The 14,693-nt window shown below is 51.7% G+C and carries 14 protein-coding genes, 1 rRNA gene and 1 other RNA gene; all 16 read left to right on the top strand.

Annotation, left to right across the window (positions count from 1 at the left end; translation table 11 throughout):
• The first annotated feature begins 241 nt into the window (after window positions 1-241).
• Window positions 242-790, top strand: coding sequence for a DNA-directed RNA polymerase subunit delta (gene rpoE / locus FHS18_RS33190; RefSeq protein ID WP_183604685.1), 549 nt, complete (start codon window positions 242-244; stop codon window positions 788-790).
• 325 nt (window positions 791-1,115) lie between these two features.
• A complete protein-coding gene (gene pyrG, locus FHS18_RS33185; RefSeq protein WP_183604684.1) occupies window positions 1,116-2,720 on the top strand; it encodes a CTP synthase in 1,605 nt (534 codons plus the stop codon).
• A gap of 280 nt (window positions 2,721-3,000) precedes the next feature.
• Window positions 3,001-3,399, top strand: coding sequence for a response regulator (locus tag FHS18_RS33180; protein WP_183604683.1), 399 nt, complete (start codon window positions 3,001-3,003; stop codon window positions 3,397-3,399).
• Between the two features lie 467 nt (window positions 3,400-3,866).
• Window positions 3,867-5,120, top strand: coding sequence for a UDP-N-acetylglucosamine 1-carboxyvinyltransferase (locus FHS18_RS33175; RefSeq protein ID WP_183604682.1), 1,254 nt, complete (start codon window positions 3,867-3,869; stop codon window positions 5,118-5,120).
• Window positions 5,121-5,232: 112 nt separating this feature from the next.
• Complete coding sequence (gene rho / locus FHS18_RS33170; RefSeq protein WP_183604681.1) at window positions 5,233-6,573, top strand: transcription termination factor Rho; 1,341 nt, start codon at window positions 5,233-5,235, stop codon at window positions 6,571-6,573.
• A gap of 27 nt (window positions 6,574-6,600) precedes the next feature.
• Window positions 6,601-7,848 (top strand): radical SAM family protein, encoded by a 1,248-nt coding sequence (locus FHS18_RS33165; RefSeq protein ID WP_183604680.1) that lies wholly within the window; start codon window positions 6,601-6,603, stop codon window positions 7,846-7,848.
• A 149-nt stretch (window positions 7,849-7,997) separates the two neighbouring features.
• Window positions 7,998-8,195: a 50S ribosomal protein L31 gene (gene rpmE, locus FHS18_RS33160; RefSeq protein ID WP_090985975.1), complete on the top strand. Its 198-nt coding sequence runs from the start codon at window positions 7,998-8,000 to the stop codon at window positions 8,193-8,195.
• Window positions 8,196-8,273: 78 nt separating this feature from the next.
• Entirely contained in the window at window positions 8,274-8,702 is a 429-nt protein-coding gene (locus FHS18_RS33155) for a hypothetical protein (protein ID WP_183604679.1), read from the top strand.
• 78 nt (window positions 8,703-8,780) lie between these two features.
• An RNA gene (gene ffs, locus FHS18_RS33150) (signal recognition particle sRNA large type) lies at window positions 8,781-9,046 on the top strand.
• 172 nt (window positions 9,047-9,218) lie between these two features.
• Window positions 9,219-10,682 (top strand): ATP-binding protein, encoded by a 1,464-nt coding sequence (locus FHS18_RS33145; protein WP_183604678.1) that lies wholly within the window; start codon window positions 9,219-9,221, stop codon window positions 10,680-10,682.
• Window positions 10,683-10,801: 119 nt separating this feature from the next.
• Entirely contained in the window at window positions 10,802-12,568 is a 1,767-nt protein-coding gene (dnaX, locus tag FHS18_RS33140; RefSeq protein WP_183604677.1) for a DNA polymerase III subunit gamma/tau, read from the top strand.
• Window positions 12,569-12,599: 31 nt separating this feature from the next.
• A complete protein-coding gene (locus FHS18_RS33135; RefSeq protein ID WP_221401561.1) occupies window positions 12,600-12,911 on the top strand; it encodes a YbaB/EbfC family nucleoid-associated protein in 312 nt (103 codons plus the stop codon).
• Between the two features lie 23 nt (window positions 12,912-12,934).
• The gene (gene recR, locus FHS18_RS33130) at window positions 12,935-13,534 is read left to right on the top strand and encodes a recombination mediator RecR (protein WP_183604675.1); all 600 of its coding nucleotides are present in this window, start codon (window positions 12,935-12,937) and stop codon (window positions 13,532-13,534) included.
• A gap of 237 nt (window positions 13,535-13,771) precedes the next feature.
• Window positions 13,772-14,053 (top strand): YaaL family protein, encoded by a 282-nt coding sequence (locus tag FHS18_RS33125; protein ID WP_183604674.1) that lies wholly within the window; start codon window positions 13,772-13,774, stop codon window positions 14,051-14,053.
• Window positions 14,050-14,313 carry a pro-sigmaK processing inhibitor BofA family protein gene (locus FHS18_RS33120; protein WP_183604673.1) on the top strand — a complete coding sequence of 88 codons (264 nt, stop codon included), beginning with the start codon at window positions 14,050-14,052 and terminating at the stop codon, window positions 14,311-14,313. The genes FHS18_RS33125 and FHS18_RS33120 overlap by 4 nt, the downstream gene beginning before the upstream one ends.
• 309 nt (window positions 14,314-14,622) lie before the next feature.
• Window positions 14,623-14,693 (top strand): 16S ribosomal RNA (locus FHS18_RS33115); the annotation flags it as partial.

Here is a 14,693-nt window from a genome sequence, read left to right as displayed (position 1 = left end):
TCATAGTATATAGGAAGAGCCGTGGGAACGGTTCTTACAACCGGATGCGGCTTTGGTGGAAAGGTCGTATTCGGATGGATACAGTCGAAGCGAAGAGCGGGAGCTCTTCGCTATTTTCTTTTTTATGGGTGCGTTTTCGTCCATGCTTGCTTTTTTGAAAAAAATAGGTTTTACTATAGGTTGAAAAAGGAACGCATGCAGCGAAGATATATTTCGCATTTGTACGAGAGGGAGTGTACCCATGAGCGAGATCACATTGAAGATCGATCCGGAACGCGTGAAAGAGATGCCGATGGTCGATTTGGCCTTTGAACTGCTGAAAGCGGCGAATACGCCATTTTATTATCGGGACCTAATGAAGGAGATTGCGAAGGTTCGCGGTCTGTCTCAAGCCGAGATCGACCAGGTCATTGCGCAAGTATATACGGAGATTAACATCGACGGCCGCTTCGCGTGCGTCGGCAGCAACACATGGGGATTGAAGCGCTGGTATCCGGTTGAACGTTCGGAAGATCCGGTAACAAGCGCGAAGCGTCCGCGCATCATCAATGACGACGATGAGGACGAGGATCTCTACGCCGACGACGAGGAAGAAGAAACATACGCGGCGGAAGAAGAAGATTACGATATGTATGATGAGGATCAAGAGATCTTCGACGAGGCCGAAACGGAAGAAGAAGTCGACGAGGAAGTGCTGATCGACGACGAAGAGCTCGAAGACGAAGAATCGGATGAGGAAGAAGCCGAAGGCGAATCCGAAGAAGCGAATGACGAGGAAGACGAAAAATAGGACATGTAAAGCTGCGGTAAATCCGAGCTTTTGCGCTCTTGACAGCCTCCTCTCCTTGAGTATAAACTATTGCATGGGCTTCAAGTTCGGATATGCAAGATGAAACAAAAGACATGCCATCGCTGTCGGCATTGACCTCGTTTCATCCCTTAAGAAACATAGCGTTGGGCGATTTCGATCGTGCAGCGATCTATGTTTGTAATAGGACAAAAGTTATAAAGTGCCCCCGTATTCGGGTGTCACTTTTTTCTTTTTTAAGCACCTTTTTTTAGTGCGGATTTGGGTTAACCTATAATTTAACTTACTAGCGTGGAGGGTATCATCAGTGACCAAGTACATTTTTGTAACCGGCGGTGTCGTGTCGTCATTGGGCAAAGGGATCACGGCCGCATCGCTCGGCCGATTGCTCAAGAACCGGGGTCTGAAAGTGACGATCCAGAAGTTCGATCCATACATTAACGTGGACCCGGGCACGATGAGCCCTTACCAGCACGGCGAGGTATTCGTAACCGATGACGGTGCAGAGACAGACCTCGATCTGGGCCATTACGAGCGGTTTATTGACATCAACCTTTCCAAGAACAGCAACGTGACGACCGGCAAAATTTATTCCACTGTTATTACGAAGGAGCGCCGCGGCGAATACCTCGGCGGCACGGTTCAAGTTATTCCTCACATCACGAACGAAATCAAGGACCGCGTCTTCCGCGCAGGCAAAGAGACGGGCTCCGATGTTGTTATTACCGAAATCGGCGGTACAGTAGGCGATATCGAGAGCTTGCCATTCCTCGAAGCGATCCGTCAGATCAAGAGCGACATCGGCCGCGATAACGTTATGTACGTGCACGTAACGCTTATTCCGTTCATCAAGGCTGCCGGCGAAGTGAAGACGAAGCCGACGCAGCATAGCGTGAAGGAACTGCGCAGCATCGGCATTCAGCCGAACGTTATCGTATGCCGTACCGAGCAGCCGATCGCTGAAGAGCTGAAGCGCAAGATCGCGCTGTTCTGTGATATCGATGCGAACGCGGTAGTCGAATGTATCGACGCGCCGACGCTGTATGAAGTACCGCTCATGCTGCGCGAGCAAGGCTTGGACGAGATTGTCGTCAATCACCTCAAGCTGACGGCGAACGAGCCGAACATGACCGAGTGGGAAGGCCTCGTCAGCCGCGTGAAGAACCTGAAGCGTACGACGGAGATCGCGATTGTAGGCAAATACGTAGCGCTGCATGATGCGTACCTGTCGATCGTGGAATCGCTTAGCCACGCGGGCTTCGCTCACGATTCCGAAGTGAAGATCCGTTGGGTCAACGCGGAAGAAGTGACCGAGCAGAACGTTGCGGACAAGCTGCAAGGCATTCACGGCATCCTGGTGCCGGGCGGCTTTGGCGATCGCGGCATCGAAGGCAAGATCAACGCGATCCGTTATGCGCGCGAAGAGAACATTCCGTTCTTCGGTATTTGCCTGGGCATGCAAGTTGCGGTCATCGAACATGCGCGTAACGTAACGGGCCTTCTGGATGCGAACAGCTCCGAGATTAACCCGTCGACGCCTTACCCGGTTATCGACTTGCTTCCAGAGCAGAAGGATATCGAGGATCTGGGCGGCACGATGCGCCTTGGCTTGTACCCTTGTAAGCTGGTTCCAGGTTCGCTCGCAGAGCGCGAATACGGCGACGAGCTGGTCTATGAGCGTCATCGTCACCGGTATGAGTTCAACAACGAGTATCGTGAGCGCATTGAAGCGACAGGACTTCGCATTTCGGGTACGTCCCCGGATGGCCGCCTAGTCGAGATGGTGGAACTTCCGGAGCATCCTTGGTTCCTGGCCGTTCAATTCCATCCGGAATTCACTTCCCGTCCGAACCGTCCTCAGCCGTTGTTCCGCGGCTTCGTGCAAGCGGCGCTTCAGGTGGCTGAAGGCTAATTCGATTCGTGAAAATATAAGCAAGTATACGTTCCATGCCTATACTTGCGCTTCTCTTCCTCCGGGAGGAAACGCGCTTGAGCCATCTGAGACGGCGTCAGCCGTTTCTCCTTAGATGGCAAGCGCAGTTAAGCGAGGTGAGCCTGATCACAGGTTCCCTCGCTTTTTTTATGCGCGATGCAGGATAATCTATGGTTGTGGGCGAATATATCAACAGATATGGAAGTGTTGACCAAATCGTGGCGTATCTGCGCCGCGGATTTCCGGGGAGGGTATCAGATTGGATAGGAAGAAAGTGTTGATTGTCGATGATCAGAACGGTATACGTGTCCTACTGATGGAAGTGTTCAGCAGCGAAGGGTACAATACCTTTCAAGCTTCCAACGGCAAGCTGGCCCTTGAAATCGTCAGATCTGAGTCGCCTGATCTCGTATTGCTGGATATGAAGATTCCAGGTATGGATGGCCTTGAGATTCTGAAGCATGTGAAGGCGATCAATAAGGAAATTAAAGTGATCATGATGACCGCTTATGGCGAGCTCGACATGATTAAGGAAGCGACTGACCATGGCGCGTTGATGCATTTCACGAAGCCTTTCGATATTGACGAGATGCGCATCGCGGTGAATATGCAACTGCAAGGCAATGGAACGAGCAACTGGTACGCGACGGGATCCTAAGTTAGGATCCTTTTTTTTATCCTCCCGACGAGCGTGATCTGCGACACGTACGCGAACCTTGCGCGATTGCACCGATTGTACAAATTACGATAGCGTTGTGGTATAATGGCACAGGATGACAAGGCGGCAGGCGCCAAGCTGCGAGCCGGCTTGCAGAACGATTATTATTATAAGAGTGAACCGCCGCAGACAGCACTGCGGTGCCGGACCTGCCTTCATATTGTGCGGACAAGAGCATAGCAGCTTGTGTACCAAGCATGCCTTCGCCTTAGCAGGATAGGGTTCGCACCGTGACCGGGCGGTTTTTTGTTGTTATCCTCCAAAAGTGTGTCAATGAAGGTTACGTTTGGTTTTATGTGGATTGATTTTACAGCGGAATCATCGATAGCGGAAAAATTCACGAAAGGTAACTTCACTTTTGGAAGAGCTATCTTGTGTCTTTCCGAATGGGGAGGATTTAGGGCCTGATGGAAAAATTAATGATTCGCGGTGGACAACCGCTGCGCGGCACCGTTCAGATCAGCGGCGCCAAGAACAGTGCAGTTGCACTTTTACCTGCTGCCATACTTGCAGAATCAACAGTTGTTTTGGACAATTTGCCTCATATCAGCGATGTTGCGGTATATAGCGAGATCTTGGAAGAACTCGGCGGTACGGTGCATTGGGAAGGCGACACGATCGTCATCGATCCTGCCAAAATGGTATCTACGCCTATGCCCAATGGCAATGTGAAGCTGCTTCGTGCTTCTTATTATTTGATGGGCGCCATGCTCGGACGGTTTGGCGAGGCGACGATTGGTCTTCCAGGCGGTTGCAACTTCGAGCCGCGGCCGATCGAGCAGCATATTAAAGGCTTTGAAGCGCTCGGTGCGGAAGTGACCAACGACCACGGTTCAGTCCGGATCGTTGCGAAAGAGCTGCGCGGAGCCAAGATTTATCTGGACGTTGTCAGCGTAGGCGCGACCATTAACATTATGCTTGCGGCCTCAAGAGCCAAAGGCTCCACGATTATCGAGAATGCGGCAAAAGAGCCTGAAATCATAGATGTAGCAACGCTCCTGAATGCCATGGGTGCCAAGATTAAAGGCGCGGGAACGGAGACGATCCGTATTGAAGGCGTCAGCAGCCTGCATGGCTGCCGACATTCCATCATTCCCGACCGGATTCAAGCAGGCACCTACATGATTGCTGCGGCGGCAACGCGCGGCGATGTTCTCATCGATAATGTCATTCCGAAGCATATGGAAGCGATGACGGCGAAGCTGCAAGAGATGGGCGTTCATGTGTATGAGATGGACGAGTCCATTCGGATCGTCGGCCAGCCGAATTATGAAGCGGTCGATGTCAAAGCGCTCGTCTATCCGGGATTCGCGACCGACTTGCAGTCCCCGATGACCAGCTTGCTGACGCAAGCGACGGGCGTAAGCATACTGAGTGATTATGTTTACAGCAATCGGTTTAAGCATGTACCAGAGCTTTCTCGCATGGGAGCCAATATTCGTGTGGAAGGCCGATCGGCCATCATTGAAGGCGGGCCGCTTAATGCCGCGAAGGTTCGGGCCTCCGATTTGCGTGGCGGAGCCGCATTGGTTGTCGCCGCTTTGACGGTAACCGACGGTGTCACGGAGATATCGGGCGTCGAGTATATCGACCGCGGTTACGATAACCTGGTAGAGAATTTGAGGGCGCTTGGCGCTGATGTATGGCGTGAGGATGAATAACGTAACATTTTAGGCTTGGTATCGGTCCTGTTCGAATAGACAGGGCCGATTCCGGCAATGATGGAAGGAATCATGAAGTTTTCCTCAAGATTACGAATAAAGTGGTGATGATATGACGACAGATCTTCAGATCGCCGATCTGGAAGAGATGAAGCTGACGGAGCTGTATAAGCTTGCCAAACAGTACCAGATTCCGTATTACGGTCAGCTGAAGAAGAAGGAACTTATTTTTGCCATCTTGCGCGCGCAAGCGGAGAAGAGCGGCCTGATGTTCATGCAAGGGGTGCTCGAGATTTTACCCGAAGGTTTCGGATTTTTGCGGCCGATCAATTATTTACCGAGTACGGAGGATATTTATATCTCGGCTTCGCAAATTCGCAAGTTTGACCTAAGAACGGGCGACCTCGTATCCGGCAAGTGCCGGGCGCCGAAAGAGAATGAGCGTTATTTCGGACTGCTTCAAGTCAATGCGGTCAATGGACAAAGCCCCGAACAAGCCGCAGAACGTCTTCATTTCCCTGCCCTTACTCCCCTTTACCCGCAGAAGAAATTGGTGCTCGAACATTCCCCTACTAAAATATCGACGCGTATTATGGATTTGCTCGCACCTGTTGGACTTGGCCAACGCGGACTTGTTGTTGCGCCTCCTAAAGCGGGGAAGACCTTGCTCTTGAAGGAGATTGCCAACAGCATTGCGCTGAATCATCCGGAAATTGAACTGTTCGTTCTGCTGATCGATGAAAGACCGGAAGAAGTTACCGATATGCAACGTTCGGTCAAAGGGGAAGTTGTCGCTTCGACTTTTGATGAACTGCCGGAGAATCATATTAAAGTAGCGGAACTCGTGCTTGAGCGGGCGCTCCGTCTCGTGGAGCATAAGAAAGACGTTGTCATTTTGCTGGATAGCATCACAAGACTTGCACGGGCGTACAATCTCGTTGTTCCGCCATCGGGCAGAACGCTCAGCGGCGGTATTGACCCGGCTTCCTTCCATCGGCCGAAGCGTTTCTTCGGCTCCGCGCGGAATATTGAGGAGGGCGGCAGCTTAACGATTCTGGCGACTGCGCTCGTTGAGACCGGCTCCCGGATGGACGATATCATCTACGAGGAATTCAAGGGTACCGGCAATATGGAACTTCATCTGGACCGCAAGCTGGCAGAACGCCGTATTTTCCCGGCGCTCGACATGCGCCGTTCCGGTACGCGCCGCGAAGAGATGCTCCTAAGCAAAGAGGCACTCGATAAGGTGTGGGCGATTCGCAAGAGCATGAACGACTCGATGGAATTCGTGGACAGCTTCCTGAAGAAGCTGGGCGACACGAAGACCAACGAAGAATTTTTGGCCTCCTTGGATACTTCGGGTGTCCAAGCGCCTTCGACGCAGGCCCGTTCGCAGAGCACGGCTGGTTCCAGTACAAGCCGCAGGCCAAGCCGGACGACGCCGGTTTCGTAATTTTGGACAAGGATTTAGGAGGACATCATGAATCTCGTATATGCCGATGAACAAGGCAACCTCTATGACCATCCGGATTGGACCGCGCTTGGCCGCAGCGGAGATATGGTTGTAGAACTAATGGAAGACGAATTAATTCCGCTGCCGGAAGGAGCTACGATGGTCGGGCTGCCGTTCACTAGGCCGATCGGAATAGACCCTGAGGGCAATATGCGTCCGCTGCCAGGCAACGTCCAGGCGGTAGGCGCCCTTCTGCCGCAAGGCTTCACTCGCCTTTGCATCCCTAGCTACATGAAGACGGACAAGACGCAGGTGCTGCCTTTGTTCGGCTACTCTGCGGTCGTTTGGAAGGACGGCGGATTTTATGTGGCCGCGCAGCAAAGCGACGATCCTGAACGCTGGAACCCGGACAACTGCGACAGGCAGGAAGTGAAGGTCGGCGTCGAACGTCTGTTGGCCAAATATCCGGAGAACCGTCTCTATAAGCACTTATCCCATTGTGCGCTCGGCTACGAGTGCCTCACTTCCTCGAACACGTTCCTGAATCGTTGGGAAGGAGCCGTGCCGGTCTCGTATTCCTGCAATGCGGGATGCTTCGGCTGTATATCTGAGCAGCCGGATGACAGCGGTTTTCCTGCTCCACAGACCCGGATGAACTTCAAGCCGACCGTGGACGAGGTGGTTGAGATCATGATGGAGCATCTGAAGACGCCGGAGTCGATCATCAGCTTCGGACAAGGTTGCGAGGGCGAGCCGTCTACGCAAGCGAAGATTATCGTGGAAGCGATGCGGATCGTGCGCAGTCGCACGGATATGGGTTACATTAACATCAACACGAACGCCGGGCTGACGGATCATATGCGAGCGATCGTAGATGCCGGGCTGAATCTGATGCGCGTCAGTACGATCAGTGCGCTGGATGCGCATTACAATGCCTACTACAAGCCGCGTGCGTATACGCTTGCGAATGTCGAGAAGTCGCTTCGTTATGCAACGGACAAAGGCGTCTACACCTCCATTAACTACCTCATTTTCCCTGGAGTTACGGATCGTGAGGAAGAAATAGAGGCGATGATCGGTTTTGTTAAGCGGACAGGTTTGAAGCTGATTCAGATGCGTAACCTCAATATTGACCCGGAGAGCTATCTAGCGCTCATTCCGAAGGCGCAAGGCGAGATCTACGGCATGAAGCAAATGTTGGAGATCTTTGCGGACGAGCTGCCGGATGTCGTAATTGGATCGTATACGCATGTGCCCCCAGCACCTGTAAGATAACGACGCGCCCACGCCATTTTAGGCAGAAATAGCCGGTTCACATTGTCCCGATAAAATATTGCTACTGCCCATGCAACGTGCTATAATCACGATTGTGTGCATATACTCTGGGTCCGCCTGAGGCTCAGGGCAGAAAGAGGTGAATGACGATGAAACAAGGTATTCATCCGACATACCACATCACTACAGTAACTTGCGCTTGCGGTAACAGCTTCGAGTCCGGTTCCATTAAACAGAACCTGCGCGTTGAGATCTGTTCCAACTGTCACCCATTCTTTACGGGTAAGCAAAAGTTCTTGGACGCTGGTGGCCGTGTCGACAAGTTCAAAAAGAAATACGGTATCTAAGCCAAGCAGTCTGCCGATATTTAGCAGAATACAAGAACCTTCTTCAGCCATCCTATGGTTTGAAGGAGGTTTTTCTATATGTCCGCGAATGAACATGTCCAACAATACGTTACTCGCTCCAAGCTCATGCTGACGATGGCTGCGGCAGTTATCCTTGTTCTGACGGCAGGATGTACAAGCCATACGAATGGCGATTACAGCGGCAGCGGCCCGAAGGCACAATCTTATGGCAATGACGGTTATCTTGGCTTATCCAATAGCAATCCTCGGCTAGTGAACCGTTATGGCCAGCAGTTGAATTACAAAACGGACGGCGGCTTTGCGGCGGCACAGCTCCGCACGCTGGACGGGGTCGACAAGATGAGCATGTCTTTTCAAGGGCCAAATCTGTATGTCACATTGAAGCCCAAAGCTGGCGTAGACGAGATGAAGCTTCGTCAACGCGCGATCGCGCTGCTCCGGTACAACATGCCGAGATACACGATCCACGTCAATACTGTGAAATAATCGTCTAAAGGTTGCCTGTCCATGTAACTTTTCCCCCAAGGTTGCATAATGGGGCGGAACGCGATATACTTATCCATGCCGTGCTAGATGGGGAGGTAGCGGTGCCCTGTAACTCGCAATCCGCTGTAGCGAGGTTGAATTCCTATCAGAGGTTATGCTGATGTGGGGTTTGGACCTTATGAATAGTGTTGACGGATGGGTCCTCCGCAATGGACGCCTGTGAACGGGTCAGGTCCGGAAGGAAGCAGCCATAAGCAGGTAAGTTCATGTGCCGGAGGAGTGCCTGTCCCGAGCTAGGAGTAAGGATACCACCTGGATCGCATTTATCGAAGATAGGTGCACGGTACACCTAATAAGAATGAACAACACCTTAGTTCGCAGGAAGCGCGAGACGACGGTGTTTTTTGTTGTTTTGGCAGGAAATTGCCTTTACATAAGCGAATGGTATTGTACTCATGGTACGAGGCGCTACTCGCTAGCGGCGACAGAACGCAACAGCAAAAAGAGGGATGAATATTGAAGGGAATTCCACCTGCACCGCTTGTTAGATTAACTACTGAGGCGATCTATTTCTACATGAACCTTCTCGACAACACACCGATCATCGTGCTCGATGAGCAGGGGCAAGTGGAGAGTTGCAATCCTGCTTTTCGCCGTCTGGCGGGTTATACAGACAGGGAACTTTTCGCTGCCACTGCCGACTTCGTTTTTGAAAGTAAATCATTTCAACATTTGGTTCATGAAGGCTTCGGTCATGACGTTCAGCAACGTTACCGGAAGGATGGCGATACGCTGGCTGTATTGAATGTACGACACTCCGATGGGGCCTGGCTTGATGTTCCTACCCTGCTCGTTAAGGCGCTGACAGAGGAAGGCCCGCGAAATCTGCTTATACTGTATCCGTCAGATACGGACCGCCAGCCGAATCTCTTGGAACGGCTAGGGGAAACGATGCTAGGCGATGAAGATAACGGCGTTATATTGCTCCGCAGTGATTTTACGATAGTCGATATTAGCGGGTTAGCCAGCCAAGTATTAGGCGTAGAAGGCGAGCGGGTGCTGGGTCAGCCGGTTGAACGTTATTTTGAACATGCCCGCAAGGAATACGAACTCATTACAAGTACGTTCGAACATGGATCGGCCATACGCAGCCATCCGTTAACATGGCACCAAGGTGATCAGCGCAAAGAACTGCTTATGGACGTCGGGCTGCTGCGGAACTCGCAAGGGTTGACGGAAGGCGCGTATATCCTGTTCAAGGACGTGACCAACCTTAGGTCGCTCGAACGGCAGCTGCAGCGCAGTGATCGTCTCTCGATGATTGGCCAGATCGCCGCGGGGGCCGCTCATGAAATCCGCAATCCGCTTACGGCAATACGGGGATTTCTGCAGATGTTCCGCAAGACGTTAACGGATAGAGGCATGGAGAAGGAAGTCGGCTATACCGAGATTATGCTTACGGAACTCGACAGGATTAATAACCTGGTAGGCGAGTTTTTACTGCTGAGCAAGCCGAAGATGGTCATGTACGACAATGTGGATGTAGCGGCGGTTATGCATGATTTGCTGCCGATGATTTCGAGCGAAGCGTTGCTCTACAATGTAGTGGTGAACTGGGAGATGGAGGAGAAACTGTCGCCTGTCCTCGCCGACCGCGAGATGTTGAAGCAGGTGTTGCTGAATATAAGCAAGAACGGAATTGAAGCGATGACGACTGGAGGGACATTGACAATCAGATGCCGGGAGGAACGGGCAACGAACGACCGGCGGATTATTATTGAAGTGCAAGATACGGGGCCGGGCATAGCGCCGGCGATGCTAGAGAGGATATTCGATCCTTTCGTCACGACCAAGCCGAGCGGAACGGGATTAGGATTATCGGTATGCCAACGGATTATCCACGAATTCGGCGGGACCATCAGTGCATTCAGCAGAGCGACGGGAGCCCGATTCGTCATTGCCTTACCCTGCCTAATGTGAACTGGAATGGTTTTGCACCTTGACGTGATCGTGTATAATAAAAGGCGTAGCTAATCCGGAATCCGTCATTCAGCGGACTATGGATTGGTATCAATGAAGCTCGAAAGGAACGGTCTTGCGTGTCACATATCGCTTTATATCGCGCCTGGCGTCCGCAGACGTTCAGGGACATGGTCGGGCAACAGCATATCATTCAGACGTTGCAAAATGCGATACGTGAGCAGCGTGTTTCGCATGCGTATCTCTTCAATGGCCCTCGCGGCACGGGTAAAACCACCGCTGCCAAGGTTATGGCCAAAGCGATTAACTGCGAGCGGGGTCCTGCGACTGAACCGTGCAATGAGTGCGATGCTTGCCGCGGCATAACGGCAGGTACCATTATGGATGTCGTCGAGATCGACGCCGCTTCCAACCGGGGGATCGACGAGATCAGGGACATTCGTGATAAAGTACGCTATGCGCCTTCTGAGGTTCGCTATAAGGTATATATTATCGATGAGGTCCACATGCTGACTTCCGAAGCGTTCAACGCCTTGCTCAAGACGTTGGAAGAACCGCCGGGCCACGTTATATTTATTTTGGCGACAACCGAACCGCATAAACTGCCTGCAACGATTATTTCGCGCTGCCAGCGTTTTGATTTCCGTCAAGTATCGCTGCCGGAACAGACGGAGCGGCTTCGCCAGATTTGTGAGGCGGAAGAGATTTCCGCTGAGGCAGACGCGCTGGCCTATATCGCACGCTTGTCCGATGGCGGGATGCGGGATGCGATCAGCTTGTTGGAACAAGCTTCGGCGTTCGGCGGCGGGCGCATTACATTGGACGGTGCTGTTGAAGTTACGGGCGGACTTGCGGCAGAGCAATTTGCGCAGCTCGCTGACGCGATTCAGACGGGGAATGCGGCAGATATCCTCCCTCTTGTAGAAGGGCTTATGCAAGCGGGCAAAAGTCCGGACAAGTGCTTGGAAAACCTGATTTACTATTTCAGGGATTTGCTAGTGCTGAAGTTGGCCCCAGGCGGGCGTGCTTCGACGGAACGGATTGTGGATCAACAGCGTTATCATGCAATGGCTGAGGCTTTTAGCAGTGATCGGTTATTCCGCATGATCGATATTTTGAATCAATACCAGAATGAGATTCGACATGCCTCGTTGCCCCAGACAATTTTCGAAGTGGCCCTTATGAAAGTGAGCACACTTTCCAACGATGGCGGTGCACCTGCCGCAGCCAGCGGGGCTTCGAACGGAATGCCCGCGGCTAGCGGTGACGTCAAGCTGATGCAACAGCGTATCGATACGTTGGAACGCAAGCTTGAAGAAATCGCGAAGGCGGGCGTTCACCCAATCGCAGAAGGTCGCCCGCAAGATAGCGCGGCGAGTAAAAATCCGAACCGCGGCGCATTTAGAAGCGCTGGCGGAGGAGGCGTACTGCCTCGCCAGACCATCAAACTCGATCCTTATCTCGCTGCGGCAGACAGTCAAGCGACGAATCAAGTGCGGATGAGATGGAACGAGATTCTGCAACGGGTGAAGGAAGCGCGCATCACTGTCCATGCATGGCTTGTTGACGGAGAACCGGTTTCGGCCGCGGATAATACGGTACTTGTCGCATTTAAGAATACGATGCACAGGGAAACGACGGAGAAACCGGCTAACCGCGAATTGATCGAGCGGATCTTCCAAGAAGCATTCGGTCGCCCTGTACATCTCGCGACGGTCATGTTCAAGGACTGGAGTGCTGCCTCTGTAGCAGCGCCTGCACAAGTAGCGGAGCCGCTAAGGATGGAGCAGCAGGATGAATCTGGTCAAGTGCCGAATCAGCCTGAGTGGGTGGAAGAGGCGGTCAAGCTGTTTGGCGAGGATCTTGTCGTAGTCGAAGATAAATAATAGGCATTATTATTTTGAGGAGGTCATGACGATGAATAACATGAACCAAATGATGAAGCAAGTGAAGAAAATGCAAGAGCAGATGATGAAGGCGCAAGAAGAACTCGGAACCAAATCGATCGAAGGTACGGCTGGCGGCGGTGTCGTTACTGTCGTGGTGAACGGACATAAGAACGTTCAGAGCATTGTGATTAAGCCGGAAGCGGTTGATCCGGATGATGTTGAAATGCTGCAGGACCTTGTGTTGACAGCGGTAAACGACGCGCTCAACAAAGCAGATGAGCTTGCGAACAAAGACATGGGCAAATTCACAGGCGGCATGAAGATTCCTGGCCTGTTCTAAGGTCCAAGTAGAGGAGATTTCATTTGTACTATCCGGAACCGATAGCGAAATTAATAGATGCCTTCAGCCGTCTCCCGGGGATCGGTCCCAAGACGGCAGGCAGGCTGGCCTTCCATGTACTGCGGATGAAGGAAGATGATGTGATCGATTTTGCCAAAGCGCTCGTAAGCGTGAAGCGTAATCTCCATTACTGTTCCGTCTGCTGTAATATTACGGACATGGATCCTTGCCGAATCTGCCAGGACAAAACGCGCGACCAATCGGTCATTTGCGTCGTTCAAGAATCGAGGGATCTGGTCGCGATGGAAAGGACCAAAGAATTTGACGGTCAGTATCACGTCCTCCAAGGGGCAATTTCGCCGATTGAAGGCATCGGGCCGGACGATATTCGGATTGCGGAACTGTTAAAGCGTCTGTCGGATGAGACCGTGCAGGAGATGATCCTGGCGACGAACCCGAACATAGAAGGCGAAGCGACCGCAATGTACTTGTCACGCTTGGTGAAGCCGTTTGGTTTAAAGGTTACCCGTATCGCCCATGGCTTACCAGTAGGCGGCGATTTGGAGTATGCGGATGAAGTTACGCTGTCCAAGGCTTTGGAAGGGCGTAGGGAATTGAATTAAGGTGTAATTAGACCTTGTGCTGCATCAAGCACAAGGTCTTTTTTTATTTTCTTAGACTCGATAAGTCATGGATAGCAATGGCGTCGCTTCTCGTTGGCAATGGAAAACGGTTTATAACTTAATACACTTATTGCTTTGCAGATGCTCGGTATTAAATGTTCTTTTCGGAAGGCTTGCCACATATGGATTAGTGTGAGGACGACATTACCGATATGGACAAGTAAGGGGGCAACTGCAATGATCAACAACGGATTGGGGCTGCAGAAGGACAAGCCGTTACATGCCATCAAGGTTTCCACTAGCCAGACGGAGGCGCAAAGCCTGCTTGAGGAAATACGAGTGGCCAAGCAAGACTGGGACAATGCACTCCGCCATTTCGAATACGCTTTAGGCAAGGATCAGATCGATTATGCTATTTTTGCCATAGAGGCAGCAGAGAAGCGTTATGAGATGCTGCTCCGCAAAGCGAAGGCGATGAATATTGCGTGGCCAAGATGGAATCGGGAGGGATTGGGATGAAAACGGTTTGGCTTGGATTGCTGATTGTCTCCTCTGCGCTTCTGATTGGGGTTGTTCTTCGCCAGAAGTTGTCGTGGCAATGGACCAAACGATTCGCTCTGCATTTGGTAGCAGCGGCGGTCGCGCTTTACTTGCTTAATTATTCGGGTGTCATCTCTGGTTATAGCGTGCCGCTTAATCCGATGACGATTGGGACAGTGGTTCTGTTAGGGTTGCCGGGCATCGCGCTTATTCTAGGGTTGCAGACCGTAGTATTATAAGGTATTTGCATTAGGGGGTTGTCTTCGCCTTTGGATTATGGTACATTATTTCTTGCGCCTGACAGGCCGTTCGAAACAAGAACGAGCGCAAGAAAACTTTTTAGAAAAAGTGCTTGCATTTGATTAGGTGAATGTGATACATTATAAAAGTCGCCGCTGAGCAAAACGGCAGACGTTGATAAAACTGGTGAATGCTGCATTCTCGATCTCGCGATCATGAGCGCAAACGAATCACCGTTTGTTCCTTGAAAACTGAACAATGAGCGATATGTTTTATAGCTAGTCAAGTAATGAGTCACAAGCACTTCTTTTATGGAGAGTTTGATCCTGGCTCAGGACGAACGCTGGCGGCGTGCCTAATACATGCAAGTCGAGCGGAT

This window comes from Paenibacillus phyllosphaerae, assembly GCF_014192105.1.
Lineage (GTDB): Bacteria > Bacillota > Bacilli > Paenibacillales > Paenibacillaceae > Paenibacillus_Z > Paenibacillus_Z phyllosphaerae.
Note: the sequence above shows the minus strand (reverse complement) of the source record. Positions and strands in the feature narration are given on the sequence as shown.